At 42.3% G+C, this 17,166-nt stretch carries 14 protein-coding genes; 3 read left to right on the forward strand and 11 right to left on the reverse strand.

Annotated elements, in window-relative coordinates; genetic code table 11:
• The first annotated feature begins 144 nt into the window (after positions 1-144).
• Positions 145-1,266: a DNA replication/repair protein RecF gene (recF, locus tag V7K53_RS16135; protein WP_335198515.1), complete on the forward strand. Its 1,122-nt coding sequence runs from the start codon at positions 145-147 to the stop codon at positions 1,264-1,266.
• Between the two features lie 62 nt (positions 1,267-1,328).
• Here the strand turns inward: recF and V7K53_RS16140 are convergent, their stop codons facing one another.
• On the reverse strand, positions 1,329-1,799 hold the full coding sequence (locus V7K53_RS16140) for an MgtC/SapB family protein (RefSeq protein ID WP_335198516.1): 471 nt from the start codon (positions 1,797-1,799) through the stop codon (positions 1,329-1,331).
• Positions 1,800-2,503: 704 nt separating this feature from the next.
• Between V7K53_RS16140 and V7K53_RS16145 the strand changes: the two genes are divergently transcribed.
• Positions 2,504-4,852, forward strand: coding sequence for a putative PEP-binding protein (locus V7K53_RS16145; protein ID WP_335198517.1), 2,349 nt, complete (start codon positions 2,504-2,506; stop codon positions 4,850-4,852).
• Positions 4,853-4,888: 36 nt separating this feature from the next.
• On the opposite strand, the gene V7K53_RS16150 is transcribed toward V7K53_RS16145, so the two are convergent.
• The 10 genes from V7K53_RS16150 to V7K53_RS16195 form a co-directional block, all read right to left on the reverse strand.
• Positions 4,889-5,707 carry a hypothetical protein gene (locus V7K53_RS16150; RefSeq protein ID WP_335198518.1) on the reverse strand — a complete coding sequence of 273 codons (819 nt, stop codon included), beginning with the start codon at positions 5,705-5,707 and terminating at the stop codon, positions 4,889-4,891.
• Positions 5,708-5,758: 51 nt separating this feature from the next.
• Positions 5,759-6,931 (reverse strand): baeRF3 domain-containing protein, encoded by a 1,173-nt coding sequence (locus tag V7K53_RS16155; RefSeq protein WP_335198519.1) that lies wholly within the window; start codon positions 6,929-6,931, stop codon positions 5,759-5,761.
• Positions 6,932-7,160: 229 nt separating this feature from the next.
• Positions 7,161-7,817, reverse strand: a complete 657-nt coding sequence (locus V7K53_RS16160) for a DUF1361 domain-containing protein (RefSeq protein WP_335198520.1) — start codon at positions 7,815-7,817, stop codon at positions 7,161-7,163.
• A 185-nt stretch (positions 7,818-8,002) separates the two neighbouring features.
• Entirely contained in the window at positions 8,003-8,227 is a 225-nt protein-coding gene (locus V7K53_RS16165; protein WP_335198521.1) for a hypothetical protein, read from the reverse strand.
• 78 nt (positions 8,228-8,305) lie between these two features.
• Positions 8,306-9,469 carry a hypothetical protein gene (locus tag V7K53_RS16170; protein ID WP_335198523.1) on the reverse strand — a complete coding sequence of 388 codons (1,164 nt, stop codon included), beginning with the start codon at positions 9,467-9,469 and terminating at the stop codon, positions 8,306-8,308.
• 150 nt (positions 9,470-9,619) lie between these two features.
• Complete coding sequence (locus V7K53_RS16175; protein WP_335198524.1) at positions 9,620-11,551, reverse strand: iron uptake porin; 1,932 nt, start codon at positions 11,549-11,551, stop codon at positions 9,620-9,622.
• Positions 11,552-11,879: 328 nt separating this feature from the next.
• On the reverse strand, positions 11,880-12,356 hold the full coding sequence (locus V7K53_RS16180) for a hypothetical protein (RefSeq protein ID WP_335198525.1): 477 nt from the start codon (positions 12,354-12,356) through the stop codon (positions 11,880-11,882).
• A gap of 169 nt (positions 12,357-12,525) precedes the next feature.
• Positions 12,526-13,290 carry an energy-coupling factor ABC transporter ATP-binding protein gene (locus tag V7K53_RS16185; protein WP_335198526.1) on the reverse strand — a complete coding sequence of 255 codons (765 nt, stop codon included), beginning with the start codon at positions 13,288-13,290 and terminating at the stop codon, positions 12,526-12,528.
• 90 nt (positions 13,291-13,380) lie between these two features.
• The gene (locus V7K53_RS16190) at positions 13,381-14,034 is read right to left on the reverse strand and encodes an energy-coupling factor transporter transmembrane component T family protein (protein WP_335198527.1); all 654 of its coding nucleotides are present in this window, start codon (positions 14,032-14,034) and stop codon (positions 13,381-13,383) included.
• Entirely contained in the window at positions 14,027-14,950 is a 924-nt protein-coding gene (locus V7K53_RS16195) for an energy-coupling factor ABC transporter permease (RefSeq protein WP_335198528.1), read from the reverse strand. The genes V7K53_RS16190 and V7K53_RS16195 overlap by 8 nt, the downstream gene beginning before the upstream one ends.
• A 927-nt stretch (positions 14,951-15,877) precedes the next feature.
• On the opposite strand from V7K53_RS16195, the gene V7K53_RS16200 reads away from it, so the two are divergent.
• Positions 15,878-17,116: a glycosyltransferase gene (locus V7K53_RS16200; protein WP_335198529.1), complete on the forward strand. Its 1,239-nt coding sequence runs from the start codon at positions 15,878-15,880 to the stop codon at positions 17,114-17,116.
• The last annotated feature ends 50 nt before the right edge of the window (positions 17,117-17,166 follow it).

A 17,166-nucleotide genomic window follows, 5' to 3' on the forward strand; every position in this document is an offset into this window, starting at 1 on the left:
GAGGAGTTAGGAGTTAGGAGTTAGGAGTTAGGAGTTATGAGTTATGAGTTGAAGAATATTTTGCATTCAAAACTCAAAACTTAAAATTCCTCACTCCTCACTCATAATTTCTAACTCTCAACTCCTCACTCCTAACTTTTCGTTATGTACCTAAAAACTCTAAACCTCCGACAATTTCGCAATTATCAAGACCAAAAGGTTGAGTTTACTGCTGCCAAAACAATTTTGGTAGGTAATAACGCTCAGGGAAAATCGAATTTGTTGGAGGCGGTGGAGTTGCTGGCGACATTGCGATCGCACCGCATGACCCGCGATCGCGATTTAGTTCAAGAAGGGGAAGCCATAGCCCAAATTGATGCCACCCTTGAACGACAAACAGGTGTTAGTGACATGACATTAACCCTGCGCCGCAATGGTCGCCGTAGTGTTGCTCTCAATGGCGAATCGATCCGCCGTCAAATGGACTTTCTCGGCGTTCTCAATGCAGTCCAATTTTCCAGCTTAGATTTAGAACTAGTACGCGGCGGCCCGGAAGGTCGCCGCAACTGGTTAGATACACTTTTAATTCAACTGGAACCAGTTTATGCTCACATTTTGCAGCAGTATAATCATGTGTTACGCCAGCGCAATGCCTTTTTAAAAAAAACTCAAGACTCAGCACTGGATACAGAGCAATCAGAACTAGCGGTGTGGGATGCACAGTTAGCGACCACAGGAACTAGAGTAATTAGACGACGCGATCGCGCCATTCAAAGATTAGCTCCCATCGCTACCACCTGGCACGGCAGTATTAGCGGCAGTACAGAAGTTCTACAAATCAAGTACGTGCCGAATATTCCTTTAGAGGATAACCAGCCAGAAGAAGTACAGCAAGCTTTTTTAGCAAAAATTCAGCAGCGAGCCGTTGCTGAAATGCACCAAGGCACGACTCTTGTCGGCCCGCATCGAGACGAAATAGAATTAACTATTAACCAGACACCCGCTCGTCAATATGGTTCTCAAGGTCAACAACGAACCCTGGTTTTAGCTTTAAAATTAGCCGAATTACAATTAATTGAAGAAGTCGTTAAAGAGCCACCATTACTATTACTAGATGATGTTCTTGCCGAACTAGATTTATCGCGCCAAAATCAATTGCTTGATGCCATTCAAGACCGCTTTCAAACCCTGATTACTACCACTCACTTGGGTTCCTTTGATTCCCAATGGTTGAAGTCATCCCAAATTCTTTTGGTGAAAGCAGGAGAGTTAACAATTAAAAATTAAAAATTAAAAATTTATTTAAAGACATTTTCATCCGGGGATTTATAGCGTCCATCTGTATGCCTCTACTCTGATTTTTTGTGATGTTTTTCTAACCTTTTAAAAACGTTGAGAACCAAAAAAGTCAGGATAGCACTGATTAATCCTAACTGCCATAAACCACAGCCAGCAGCAATTCCCAATGCAGACGAAACCCAAATAGCCGCTGCTGAGGTGAGTCCGTGAATTTCAAGTTGCTGTGAGTCTTGGGAAGATTGGCGCACAATTTCTCCAGCACCGAGAAATCCTACACCAGCTGCAATCCCTTGAATCACGCGGCTAAGTGCATCAGGACTAGCTTGCAGTCCCTCTGTTTGCATGATTATCAAGGTAAATAAGGCTGAACCTAAACTCACCAGCATGTGAGTTCTTAAACCAGCTGGTTTGCGCCTAATTTGACGTTCTAAGCCAATGATTGCTCCAATAAGCAATGCAATACATAGCCGGAAGCTGATATTCAGCCAATCATTAGTTGCAAGGTAGTAAGTATTTGACAATGTTTAGTCTGATATGGAGAATTCTATATGCTAGGTTAAATCGTAATATTTTTATGAAAAAAGTACAAAACTATTCTAATGTTTTATTAATGGAGTTTGATCCAATGGGTGTAGTGCAATAGCCTACCTCAATATTTGGAATCTATCAATTTAGGAATGGTTTTGAAACAGAGAATTAATATTTTCCATTATTAGGATTATTTTGTAACAAGATAATATTATTCTGGTCAATAAATGGAGATTTGCATTGTTAAATTGTGGCAACGATAGTCATTTGGGCAAACTACATGAATTTTAAGTTTATTAAATAGTTGTTTGACTATTTAAAATGACTGAGCCACGAAATTATACCTTAAATTGTTAGATTTAACCTATATACTCAACAATTAAATACGATACGACCATGTATAAGTAGAGCAAATCAGCTATACAGCGTATTTAAAGTTACTAAAGTACACAACGATTCGTCTCAAAGCCAGCTATCAAGCCTGTTTTAATTCTGATTTCTGACTCCTGTTAGCGTAGCGGGGCGTAGCCCATTCCGAATTCTCCTCTATCCTGCTTCAAAACCCGTACCTTTGTAATTTATGCAAAAGAAAACTGCTGTAAGTCCTGAGTAGTTTTTATTCAGAAGTCAATGGATTAACCTGATAACATACCAAAAAGAAATGGCTGTGGCTACAAATAGACAACTAACAAATTGAGTGAATAAACTCTACTGGCTAGATCAAATTAAACTACAAGACCGTGCCAAAGTAGGTGACAAAGCCTTTTACTTGAGCAAAATTATCCAGCGTGGCTATCCGGTGATGCCTGGTTTTGTAGTTTCGGCAGAAATTTTGTGGCAATTTCTCGAACATCTCAATAGTTCAGAATCATTAGTGGCTGACTTACCCCATTCTTCGCTACACCTGGATGTCACTAATTGGCGTCAACTTCAGCAGGTGGCTAGTCGCTTGCGCCAAGAAATTCTGACTGCGACTGTAACCCAGGAGTGGGTGAGTCCAATTTTCCAAGCCGCTAGGGAATGGCAAACTAGCTGTTTGATTCTTCGACCTTCTTTGGCAGTATCAACTGCTACTCCAGGTATAAACAACAATATATCGGGTTTACTGGAGTCGGTATTTTGCCAGTGCGAACCAGAAGCGATCGCACTGGCTCTAAAGCGTACCTGGAGTCAAATCTTTCGGGCCCGGAGTCTATTATATTGGCAGCACTTAGGAATTAATCTGCAACAAATTAATCTCGCAGTTTTGGTACAACCTGTTGAAAATGCGATCGCCAGTGGTTCGCTCACAACCAATGCCTCTGGGTGGGAAATTGAAGCTACTTTGGGATTAGGAATTGCGATCGCTCTTGGTGAAGTCCAGCCAGATGTTTACTACATTCAACCGGGAACTGGGGTTGTGCTTGAGCAACAACTGGGCAATAAAATGCTGGGTTATGGCGTTGATGATGCAGCCTCTGGAGCTTTTTTGCAACCCATGCCGAACTCAGCGTTAACACCAGATCGTACCTGTCTGATTACCTATATGCTTCCAGAAGCACAACAAAAACAGTACTCTTTACAAGAAGAATACTTACAACAAATAATTGCTCTGGGAACTCAACTGGTAAGCGAACTAGGTAAAACCTTTACCATTAAATGGACTATCGCCGGGAAAATTACATCTGGCAAGCTCTACATAACACAAGTGAGTCCTTCAAAATCAATTTCCCACACACACTTCATTAAGGGACTAGGAGCAGCAGGAGGACGTGTTGTAGCTACCGCCCTAGTAATTACTAATCCGCAACAAAAACCCGAACAACTACCTAAAGGAGTAATTTTAGTAGTACCAACGATTACACCCGATTGGTTGCCATTATTGCAACAAGTTGGTGGTATTATCACAGAACAAGGGGGATTAACCAGTCACGCGGCAATTCTGGCTAGAGAATTAGGGATCACAGCAGTAGTAAATGCAACATCTGCCACAACTTTAATCCAAACTGGCGAACGATTGCTGCTTGATGGCGACAGAGGAGAAGTTTATCGCATCAAAGGAGACTCAAAGGAGGAGATGGACAGAGGGAGAGAAGAAAATCTTCTTCCCTTCCATCACCCCAACGCGAAAGCGCCTCATCCTGCTGTTACGTCTCATCTACCTATGATTGCTACCCAACTGCTGGTTAACTTGAGTCAATCCACTTTAATAGAACAAGTGCAAAACCTGCCTGTGGATGGAGTGGGATTGTTGCGTTCCGAATTGATGGTACTAAATATATTGAACGGGCAACATCCTAATAGTTGGATTTTAAGCGGGCGTCAGGCAGAATTGTTAGAGCTATGGTCTGAGCAGATTATGCAATTTGCTCGTGCTTTTGCACCAAGACCAGTTTTTTATCGTTCTTTAGATTGGCGATCGCAAGATTTACCATCATTGCGTGATAGTTTAGAATCTTCACCACAATCGATGTTAGGTGAACGCGGCACTTTTAGCTATTTACGAAATCCCGCAGTATTTGAGTTGGAACTGAAAGCTTTGGCGAGTGTACAGGAAGCTGGCTACACCAATGTCAATCTACTGTTACCCTTTGTGCGGACTGTAGAAGAATTTGTCTTTTGCCGTCGCAAAGTTGAGCAAGCTTTTTTAACCGAGGTGGCGCAGTTTCAATTGTGGATGATGGCAGAAGTGCCGAGTGTACTGTTTTTATTACCAGAATATGTGAAAGCAGGTGCAGCCGGAATTTCTATTGGTACAAATGACCTGACCCAATTATTGCTCGGAGTGGATCGAGAACAAGGACAGCTAGCAAAAGTATTTAATGAACGTCATCCAGCAGTTATGAGTGCGATCGCTCAACTGATCCAGATGGCTAAAAGTGCCGATATCCCTTGTTCAATCTGCGGTCAAGCACCAGCCCTTTATCCAGAAATTATCGATAAGTTAGTGGAATGGGGTATAACTTCCATTTCTGTTGAACCGGAAGCAGTCGAGCGAACATACCAAGCGATCGCTCGTGCTGAACAACGTCTCATTTTAGCAGCAGCACGACGAAAACTTAATTAGGAGTTAGGAGTTATGAATTAATTGCTCGCTGCTAATTTATTTAATGTAGCCAGTTTCGCGCAAAAACTTCCGTAAATCGGCAAAGAATTTGGTACGGTCGCTTTTTTTATAAGCTTGTTGTACCCGTTGCCAACCATCCTTTCCTTGATTCAGCAAATATTTATCTGCCAAATAAGCTGCTAAAAAGCCCTTGCCATCATCGCCTTGTTGTCGTGCCTGAGTATAAGTTTGCCATAGCTCTGAGGCATGATTGGAGATTAATTTGGGATAGCTACGAGTCACATCCACCATTTTCCCTTGGCGATAACGCCAAATTTGCAGAGGGTAGGCAGAAGCAGCATAAGCTGTAAAAGCATAGGCAAAGCGATCGTCTCGACTATCAAACTCTGGCAGTCCATCTTTGTCTAAATCTTTAAGTTGATAACCACCATTGCCCCATTCATGACGAATCTTAAGATACTTTTGAGATTTGCTGTCGTAGCGATAAATCAATGAATAAGTACAACAGTGCGCTCCACCTGTAAAGAAATCGGCAATTATTTCTGGTTCTTTGTTACCGTCCAAGTCTCGCACTGGTAAGTTATTTTCTTGTCCAGATATATTCCCTACAGGTCTGTCATATTCATCTTCTTGCGGCAGTTCTCGATCCAAAACAGTTTTATCTGCTCGGATAATTTTCAAGCGGACATTTTTATACTGATATTCCTCTGGCTTCTCGTAAGATATTTCTGCCCGAACATTGCCTGATTGCCCAGTTATTGTTTCTGCTATTGCCGTCTGGGTAAATATAGCCGCTGCACTCAAAAGAGCTAAACCGATTAAAGATTGACTGCGAAAGGAGCGAATAGTAATCATCGTTGGTGTTGTATATAGCACATTCAACTTTATACAACACCAGCAAAATGTTCAATATCGGTAAATTGCCGCAACGGCTGTGCTATATGGAATCTCTTCAAAGGGAAGAGCGTAAACCGTGCCACCGTTTAATAAAGTATGAGCAGCAACAAAATCCAACAAATCCTCATCACCAGCTTCTTTTTCTGGGTGCAAATAAACCGTTTCTGAGGTTGGATCGAATAAACCCCACTGTTGCTGACCAACTGCAACTAGTAATGAATCCACGCGTTGGTAATAAGCTGCTGAGATAACTTCTTGGAGGTTGTTAGATGCTTTACCAGTATCACCACCAAACAGTTCGTGAAATTGCTCCAAAACTGCTTGCTGTGACTTTTGGAAATCAGCCTCGACAATCGGCCAAGCTTGATCGTGTAATTCTTGGGCGCTGAGAATTTCTGGATTACCGATAATAGCTTCATCCATCAAATGCTGGTAAGTATTTGCCTGTCTATACAAAGGCAAGAGATACTCTACCCCAGCCAGCACCAAAGGCGCTTTTTGCAATTTCAGTTTTTCGTGTAATGCGCGATCGACAATTTGAAAGAATTGGAGGATGTCTTCTTGGTGTTTATCCCTGTCAGGGCTTCCTTGTCCGTGAAACGTACCCGGCTGCGAAAAAGAATTGGAGGTTCCCCCTTTTGGTGTTGCAATGCGAAACTGGCCTTCTTTAGCAGTCTCGTCTCTTTGCAAAGCTTCATCTAGACTTTTAGGGAGATTTTCTACTTCTACCTCTTTGACGCTGTAGCGTGTTCCTTCAAAGAACCTGACATCTTGTTGGCTCAAAGCCAGGATATAGAAGCGACCATTGCCATTTAAAATGGGTAGCAGTGGTTTGATGTGAAATCGGTCTGTAACCACGACTAACTCTTGAAAATCAATTGGCAGGGGATAATAGCGAAAAATATTTTCAGAAATAAAAATTGCCAACCCTTGCTCTCCCTTATGCTCCCAAAACTCTTGGGTATCAAGTTCATGGGATTTTTCTAACAATGCGATCGCATCTTTCTCCTCCAAACCCGCATCAATTAAACGAGTCTCCGCTTCTTTGACCAAATTTTTAAAGCGAATTGGATCTTGTCGAACTTCTGGCCCGGCTGGGTGCGTTGGCATATAAATGGAAACACAATTTCCTTTTGGCTGTTCTATTAATGTCTTGATTTCCTCTCTAGAGATTAATTGCATATTATATCCCTCCTATCAACATGACTAGATACATCAGACCAGACCATCGATATTCAACGATCTGATAGGACGTTATTTTCAGGTGATGGCGGTTGAAGTTCAACCGTTTGCTTCTGAGTTTATTTCACCTCAAGGAGGGTTTAGTTGCATCTTTCTTTTGATAGGCAATATTTCTTAAAGGAATTACTAATTAAAATCCCAAATTTACAAGCCAAAATCGCCACGTCGATCAAATATTTGGCGTATTAGAGTTTGTGCGTCCTGAGTTCATACCTATTCTGCTATTTGATTGGCTAAGACCTAAAGTTACTCGTTTCATAATCCAGTACAAACCCGCAAGTACCACAAAGGTGATAGCAATAATCACCAGGGGTTGTTTTCCCAGAATTTCTTCTACCCCCTTGGTAAGTACGGCATCGGGTTGAGTAATAAAATCCCAACTGTTGAAACGCAAAAATCGCCCCCAATAAACACCAACAGCACAGAGAAAATGTGTAATTGTCTCAACGCGCCAAATCCATTGGCTCTTACCGATACGATGTAAGTAGTGACCCCAATTAATTAACGATATTACATAAGCTTCAAATCCACCGAGAATTACTAGCAAATACACAGGAATAAGTACCAAAGTAATCATCCATACTGATTGAATAGTGCGGATATCATCTATCAAGTGAATTACATCGGTTAACAAATATGGTGCATTTGGTAAGAAAGCATAGAAAACTAAGAATCCTAGCCACCAAAGCCAAGTGCCACCTCGCCTCATGCGAAATAGCCAGACACTCAAAGCCAAAGGTATAAAAGCCAGAAACAAATTCCAAGTCATCCAACTCATATTAATTCGCAAGACCTGCACGACTCTGGCTATCAATTCTTCTTTCATAGGTGCTTACTCGGAAGATGTTTGATTGATGTAGATTCACTTTGTAGTGTTAGTGTTAACCTTAGCGATCGAGTTTTTGTAGCCTCCAATAAAATTAATTTTCTCCAACATCAAACAAGATTTTTATGTCAGTTAAAAGTAAATGCATACTGATATATGTCCAAAATTTAGAGTTTTTGTGTATTTTATGCTGGAGGATGAAATTTATCAATCAATCGGCTTAAGTCTACTAGTATAGCCAGAAAATTATCAGGGTAAAAGATACCATCGAAAGGTAGTCTGAGCAACAAAAACGCTGCAAATAAGTGATGGTGAACTTTTTTAATTGCAATGTATGCCCCTGTGCTAACTATTATATTGATTTCACTTTGCCCTGCTAGAGTTCCAGAAGCATTCAAAATTTTGGTCAAGTTAGCCTTTGCTTAGGGGCGGGCGAGACGCCCACCCCACAAGGAGTTGTTGGATATTTTTTATTGGAAAGTCCCTAACTAACGCAGTAGCACTCGACTACGAGGGCCGATCGCTTGTTTGGGTGAAGTTATTGTACAACTCTTGGCCGAATCTTGCGAACAAGCAGCTTGAGCAAGGGTTGCAGGGTTGACAACTACTTGATTTACCTCTAGGAAATTACCGTTACTCAATTCCATATTAGGTGTAGTAGAAATTGATGGAGAATTAGACCCAGATGTGTACGTTGTAGGTGTCGAGGAAGCGCCACTATCAACTATTGGTGTAACAGTGAATGTGTTACCGCCATCAACTATTGGCGTAACAGTGAATGTGTTTCCATCACTAACTACGGGTGCAGGGGCGATCGCACTACCATCAATTACTGATGGAGGAATGGGTGTACTGCCACCACTAATTACTGGCGGGGGAGTGGGTGTACTACCACCACTAATTACTGGTGGGGGAGTAGGTGTACTAACACTATCGGTAGTTGGTGTAGGAGGTATGAGAGTTGCAGTTGCAGGTACTTTGATTTGTATTCTTGCTAGGGGTGAGTTAGTCATTTCCAAAGATGTCACCTTTGGCGAACCAGGGAGATCGGATTTGAAATCAAAGACTGTGGGGGTGGCGCTACCATTGCGATCGCTATATCGGACTCCATATCCACTCACTTCAAAAGTGCCCTGATACTGGTTTCCAGTGTTTGGATCGGTGACAATACCAGTGTATAAGGCTTTTGTGAGATTAAATTCATCCTGAACTACTCCTTGAAATGTGGTTCCTGCCAATTGTCCTTGGTATTTATAGGGTGTCAACTCACCGCCAGAGAGAATCGGCGAAGTAAGAACGCCATTAAAGGAGACAATCGGAATGCCTTTAAAGTCAACAAAATAATGCAGACTACCATCAGAGCGTGTTTGTACCTGCACATAGTCTGACTTGTATATAGGAACATAATTAGGATTGTTCTTAGTACCTAAGTTCCGCGAGTAAGTCCCCGTATCGTCTGTATCAACACGAGTAATGCTTTGATTGAAATTGGGATTATTTCTGGGGAGTTGGATAGTACCCGATAATGTGCCAGTGCTTTGAATTGTGATTTGAGCAGAAGCACTTGTTCCACTTAAACCGATGAAGACTGCGGCTAAACTGCTGCTGCTAACAAGAACACAACCCAATTGAACTGATGAATTTAATTTCATGAAAAATTTGCTCCTTTAATCACATATAAAAAAAATACGCGTATGTTTACGCATGACTTTTCCTTGCTCCTGATGGATCGTGAAAGCATTTAATACTGAACTCGTCAGTAGTTGAATAGCGTATTTTATAACGTTTACATCAGTACAAAATTAAAACCGGAAACTTGCTCTTAATGTCCCAACGATTAAGGCATCGTTAGCAGCATTGTGATCGGGATTGAAAATAACGAATAAGCCTGGAGTCAAGGCGATATTGTCGCTCAGTTGGGCGCGGTAAAAAACTTCTACGTGAATTGATGTGTCACTACGTCCACCTGCTGTCCCGCCATCAGAAAAGTTGGGAAAATTGAAGCCGTCGGGTAAAGTACTGGAAGTAATTTTGGGCGGTTGTCCAACGAGAACGCCCCCTAAATTCCCAGAACGCAGCAAATTAGGAAAAGCTGCGAATACCATCCAGTTAGTAGTTTCTACGCTTCCAGAAAGGTTGGATGGCTTGGAGGAAGTAAAGCCACCCCAACCGCCCAAATGCAAGTTAGGGTTAATTCGCCAAGCAACGGTAGCGCCAATGGCTTGGGTATCGAAAGCTGTAGGATTTGCAAAAGGTGAGATCAGTTGAGAATCGCCAATACCACCTCCCAGTAAGCCATCTGGGGAGTGGGAATAGAGATAATGTACGCCGATATCGATGTTATTTGTGGGTGCTAAACTTAACTGAGCGCCAGCAGTATATCTACCGCCAAATAGTCCGCCCTGCTTGGTGTCGCCAGGAAAACTGGGTATTTCGGCACTATAAACGCCTTGCAAACTGATGCGATCGCTAATTTGCCAGTCAAAGCCTATACCACCAGTGCCGTTACCAATACTTAAAATCGGGTTCCGCTGACCAAATAGAGAAATTGCACCATCGCTAGAACCTTCTAAAGGGCTAATACCGCGAAAGGTGTTGATGGGGTTGACTCCCGCCGTACCGGCGACAATTCCCAAGTTATTCGAGGCCAGAAATCGATAAGATAAGTCACTAACAACTAGATTGTTGTCTGTATTTGACTCGAAACCCAACCGCCCCATATTGGTAGATAACAACGATGCATTAGAACCAAAATTACCCGCAGACAACCCTGTTAGTAGCAAATCTCGCCCTGTAAAGGAAGTTGCTAAAGTTAGTTGGACGCTACTTGTAAAAGTCAGATTGGTTTTTCCCTGGCGTTCAGGTACTCCATCTCTCGGAAACAAATCGACATCGGGGCTATTGGTTCCCTGCACGCTAAAAATGGCTTGACCAAATAATCTAGTAGTTGTGGAAAACCGATTTCCTTGTAATTCACTAGTCTGCTTTTCCACAACTTCGACGCGCTGCTGTAATTGCTGCAACTCTGCTTTGAATTCGCCTTGCAACCTTTGCAGCGAGATTAAATCTTCATTATTAACAGTATTAATTTTATTGTTAGCGTAGGCGTAGCCTGCACTTCGGCTCCTTTCGACTTCGCTCAAGGCAAGCTGCTCAGTGACCACCGCAGGCATCGCATCGTTAATCTTCTCTAAGCAAGCATTTAAACCAGCCGCAAATTCATAACGGCTGATGCTGCGATTCCCCAGATAAGTCCCATCAGGGTATCCCGCAATGCAGCCATAGCGTTCTACTAAAGACTGCAAAGCACCAAAAGCCCAGTCGGATGGTTGCACGTCCTGGAGTTGCGATACTGAGGTGACTTGAGACATTGGGTTGTCTGAGTCTGGGGGATGAAGAGATTGGTCAAATTCTTCTGTACTTTCCTGGTTCTGTACAACTTCTGTTATAGGTTGAGTATCTTTTAATTCAGGTAAGTTAGGGGAACTAATGAATTGAATTTTTTCTCTACTTTTTCTCAGTATATTCTCGTACTTATTTTTTATCGCTGACGAGGTGGTTATATCTGGTTGCACGAATTCAGGTGGTGTAATTTCAGCAGGTGAGACAACTTGAGATAAATTATCTTGTGTTGACTGCTGCACCGGGTTTTCTGGCAGAATTACGGACTTTTCTGGTAAATTGACCGCAGATATTGGCACTGTTGTCAGTACACTCGCCATCAGTAGACTCATATCACTCCTGGTATTTCATTTGACTTGCACCAATACTTCTTTTGACAGATAAAGTTGGTGTATATCAGGAAAATTTTTGAAAAAGAAGTGATAAAAGTTACTGTCGTTCTGAAAGCTATCGCTGTATCAGTGGGAGAATGAAAAAGCAGAGGAGAAGGTGCAGTCAATACTTCTGGCTTTGTGCATTTTTAACTCGGAATCGGGTTTGGGGTAAAGGGTAAGGGTTAAAGGTTTTTTCTTTCCCTTTTCCCTTTCCCCTTTCCCCTTAACCGAGAAGTATTGAAGGTGCGGTAACGTTTTTCCTCCTTGCCCCTCTGCCCCAGATTGATTATTCTGGCTCGCTACAATACTTATTCATCTGATTCACTAATGTATCTGACCGTTTGCCAAGAGTTGTAGCTGTTGTCAGTGCTGAATCAATTTCGGCTCTAGCCTTTTGGATTTTTGCTCTCCCAGATTCTGAGGCTTGTGCTGTCTTGGTTGCACCAAGTGCCCTACCTGCTTTGGCGATCGCTTGACTAAGATTTTGAAAAATCTTCACAAAACCGCTTTGAAATTCTTTCAGCTTCGGATCTGTTAGCTTCAGTTCTGCAATGGATTTAGTCACAAAGTCTAAATCTTTAGATAACTGTATGCTAGTTATCACTTGCGTTCCTTTATTTTTATCAATTAGAGAAGTTCCAGCATTCACAACTCGAATCAGTCGCTGGCACTGGGAAACTTTATTGTCGGTGCAACTAGTAACGAACAAAGCAATGCTTAGGCTAACAGGAGCAAGAACAGTATATTTATGTAAAACAGACATTAACACCCCAACGGCAACTCAACCCACAATATAGTATCCAATATTACGAGTAAAAGAGGGATTTGGGTATTGAGATTTAGGGGAGAGGTGACAGGTAACAGGTAATAGGGAATAATCTGTACCCTATTACCTATAACCTATTCCCTTCTTCACTCCCCCTCATCTGAAATCACCAATCTATCGGCAAACCCAACTGGTCTAAAGTAGCACCATCTTGCAACAGTGGTTGAATATCGCTGTCTATTTGAATACGACCACCAGACAGCACCAAAGCGCGTTGAGTAACTCTGCCTAACCAATGTAGGTCATGGGAAGCAATTAAGATCGCTTGTACGGGTAACTTTAATAATACTTGCGCCAAATGACGCCGCCATGCTGGATCGAGACCGTTAGTTGGCTCATCCAAAATTAGAATTGTTGGTTCTAGGGCTAAAATCGAGGCTAGGGCGGCTAGGCGTCTTTGTCCACCAGAAAGTTCGTGGGCGGAACGATTGGCGTAGGCTTCTAGACCAAAATCAGCTAATAACTGGCGGGCGCGATCGCTTGCTTCTGCTGGTGACATCCCATAGTTACGTGGGCCAAAGGTAATATCTTCCAAGATGGTGGGCATGAATAGTTGGTCGTTGGCGTCTTGGAAGCTAAAGCCAATTTGACGACGCACTTGGGGTAAAGTTTGCAGTTCTACGGGGATGCCATTAATGGTAATTTTCCCTGCTTGCGGTTGTTTTAAGCCGATTAAGTTCTCCAATAAGGTGCTTTTTCCAGAACCAGTTGCTCCCATCAATGCGACGCGATCGCCTTTGTTCAAGGTAAAAGATATTTCCTGTAATACTGGCTTCTGATGGGAATATGCATATACCAGGTTCTCAACCTCGACTACAGCTGTATGGGGGTTATCGGTTGATAATTGGGGATTAGAAGTTAATGATTTCAAAATTTCCAAACTCAATATGTAAGGGAATTGAGACGCGATTAATCGCGTCTTAGGTAGAGACGCGATTTCGCATCTCTACTAAGGAGTGGGTTAAATTTTGTAAGAAGTTATGGTTACGCTAGCAGCGATCGCCCAAGCTATTAATAGGGCAAAACGTTCTTTTGGTCTGAGGGTAGAATCTATGGGTAATTGTCCGTTGTAACCACGAGCTACCATTGCCGCATAGACTCGCTCTGCTCGATCTAGACTGCGGAGATATAAAGCTCCAATCATGGCAGCACTGGCATAGCGCAACCATCCCGTAGTTCCATTCAGACCGCGTAGTTGGGCGCTGCGCCGCATCCGCGTTACTTCTGAGAGCAAAATTTCCATATATTGCCCAGCTAACAACAAGTTTTCCTTTAAAGGTGCTGGTACTGGCAATGTTTTCAGAGCAATGCCGAAACTGTGGGGCGGTAAGGTTAACAAAAAACTATTCATCGTCACCAGACAAACCAGGGAACGAACTAGCAAAAAACTGGCTCGTTCCCATCCCAAGGGCAATGCTAGCAAGGACAAAAAAATCAATTCTGTACCGAGTAATCCTCCCAATTGGCGAATTGGTACGCGCAAGAAGCAAGCCCAGAAAAGTGCGATCGCGCCATATACACTTAGTCCATACCAAGCATGATGCTTTAATAAAGCTGCTCCCACCACGATCGCTAGAGACAGTTGTAAGCGTAGCGGTAAGGAAAGTTTAAGCATTCTTCGGTTTCACTACCTTGGCAATTCCAAAGGCAACAGCAAAGCAAACCGCAGCTCCTACCAGTCCAGCGATACTAGTGCCAATTGGCCCTAAACCCTCAATTCCATAGTCAGCTAAGGGAGTCGGCACAATTATCCGTACTTTCTGGGCTAAGTTAATGAAGCCAGTATTTTCGGCAACTTTCTCCAAACCATCGGGCCATGCTGAGGCAAAGAGTGACAGAACTCCCGCAATCAAGAAAATGGTGACAATGGGCACTGACCAACCGCGAAACTCGTGCTGTTCGCCTGGTAACAAATCTGGTCTGGCTCTGGCCAGATAAGTCAGCACACCCCCGGTAATCATTCCTTCGCCAATGCCAATCAAAATATGCACACCAGTCATGGCTGGTAAAACTATCGCTACCGGCGCAGTTCCAGAGAGGGCTAATTCAATGGCACAAGCGATCGCAGCTACCACTACACTCACACCAGCTGCGATCCCAGCAGCCAAGGGTAAGCGCCCTTTAGACCCACCAAACAACCGTTGCAAGGTTTCGGTTAAAACCCAGCCAACCCAAACTCCAACTACTGCCATGTTAAAAATATTTGCTCCCAAGGCTGTAATGCCACCATCAGCAAATAGAACGGCTTGAATAATTAAAACTGTGGCGAGACACAATGTTCCTGCCCAAGGACTGCCTAAAACGATCGCAGCTAAGGTTCCCCCTAACAAGTGACCACTAGTACCTCCTGCTACTGGAAAATTGATCATCTGGGCAGCAAAAATGAAGGCGGTGGTTAGTCCCAATATCGGGGCACGACGAATACCAAAAGCCTCTTGCGATCGCCCGAAGGCAACAAACAGCGCTGCCGCGCTCGCTAAACCAGTAGCCCCTGCCACCGGAATAGAAACAAATCCATCAGGAATATGCATGATCTACCCTGTATTTTTAGAGGTTCATTTACTCAAAACAAGCAATAAAACTACGCCATCATTTTAATAACAAACAAAATTTTTCTCTTTTTTGCAATGCCCTATTGGGGGATTTTATAATGTTACTTTTGACATATTTTCAATCCAGTGTCTACTAAATAGTATACTTATTTAGTAACATATTAATTTTTGTTAAGCTTGATTTCTTATATTGCTAAATCTTGACAAATCTTCCAAAACTAGACTGTACATATCTAGTTTCATTCGGTTCATCAAATTACTCCTAAAAACAAGTAAGAACGAAACATTAACTGCCTCTTACCTTATGGAGTAGTTTGTCTTTTAAAAAATCAAATAGGAATTTATAACTGCTTTTATGCTTAAGAGATAGCTATAGCCATTTATCAAAGAAATATGTTAATTTTTCTTTGTTTTGTAGTGTTTAATTAATTCAATACTTATTGCATCAACAAATAAGTTTTTACGGGTGTAACAAGCTTATGTAATCATTATCTGCACTTTATTCTTAACTTGCTGTAAAAACAATAATGTATAAGCATATTACTAAAACTTCCGATAGTCTATATTAAGATAATATTACCCGTAGTATGATTAAAAAATTATAAAGATATGCTGAATAAAATGTATATTTACTGACTTAGTTTACTTAAAAGTACAGGATGTTTTGCTAAAAAATACGTAATTTTTCGTATAGTATCATAAAAACAAGGGGTAAGATGTAAAATTTAGATGAAATTTAGGAAAATAGTGGGAATCGAAGTACGGGAATTACTAAAGTTTCAGGGCAACTAACTGTAACAAAAGGATTCCTCAACTTTTGAGCAACTAGGTTCAGTCAATAAAGTCAGCAGATGTTTGATTCTATTTTCCACGGACTTTACACACCCTCGTTTTGCAATTTGGAATATGAAAACAAACTCATCCAACTCGCTGTTAACAGTATCAACTGGCCCACTAAAAATTTCAGAGTTGCCCCCCAACCCCGTGGATACAGATGATAATTCTATTCATCTTTCTCTAGTAATTCCTACTTATAAAGAGCGTGGCAACATCAAGAATGTAGTCAGCATATTGAGTCAATTACTGGATGAATCTATTGCAGGAAACTATGAACTAATAGTGGTAGATGATGATAGCCCAGACCGAACCTGGGAGATAGCGCAATCTTTGACGCCAGAATACCCCCAGTTGCGGGTGATGCGACGCCAACAAGAACGGGGGCTATCCTCAGCAGTGATTCGTGGGTGGCAAGCAGCTACGGGGAGTGTGTTGGGGGTGATTGATGGAGATTTACAGCACCCACCAGAGGTACTAATACAACTGTTGCATAATATTGAGCGGGGAGCAGATTTGGCAGTAGCTAGCCGTCATGTAGAAGGAGGCGGTGTTAGTAGCTGGAGTGTTGTTAGGCGTTTCTTGTCTCGTGGCGCTCAGTTGTTAGGCTTGGTGATCTTACCGGGGGTATTGGGCAGAGTTTCTGACCCGATGAGTGGTTATTTTATGGTGCGCCGGAGTGCGATCGCAGGTGCAACACTCAATCCAGTAGGATATAAAATTCTTCTAGAAGTAATTGGCCGGGGAAAAGTAGACCAAGTTGCCGAGGTTGGGTATGTGTTCTGCGAACGCAAAGAGGGCGAGAGTAAAGTGACATGGAAGCAATATATAGATTACATCCACCACTTAGTAAGATTGCGGCTTTCCACAGGCAAAGTAGGACGATTGAGTAGAAAAGTCAATTTCCCCGTCGGTCGATTTGTCCGTTTTGGGTTTGTTGGCTTTAGTGGTGTGTTTGTGGATTTAACGGTGTTTCACTTGCTGCGTACTGTAATTCATTTAGGTTTAACTCGCAGTACGATTCTTTCGGCCGGAGTGGCAATCGTAAATAATTTTCTATGGAATGATGTATGGACTTTTAGTGATATTTCTCAGGGGCAACGTGCTTTGCATCAACGTTTCAAGCGATTCTTGAAGTTCAGCGCGGTCTGCTTGGCAGGAGTTATATTACAAGCTCTAATAATTAACTTTCTCTATAATATCTTGGAAATAAATCAGTATTTAGCTAAGTTGATAGCGATCGCAGTTGCTACCATCTGGAATTTCTGGGTTAATTTGAAACTTAGCTGGCGCGTCACAGACGTGAAATAATCACAACGAGGGATTTGAGCTTTAGATTTTTGTTTTTAGATTTTAGAACG

Origin of the sequence: Nostoc sp., from assembly GCF_036917355.1 — a bacterium.
Lineage (GTDB): Bacteria > Cyanobacteriota > Cyanobacteriia > Cyanobacteriales > Nostocaceae > Nostoc.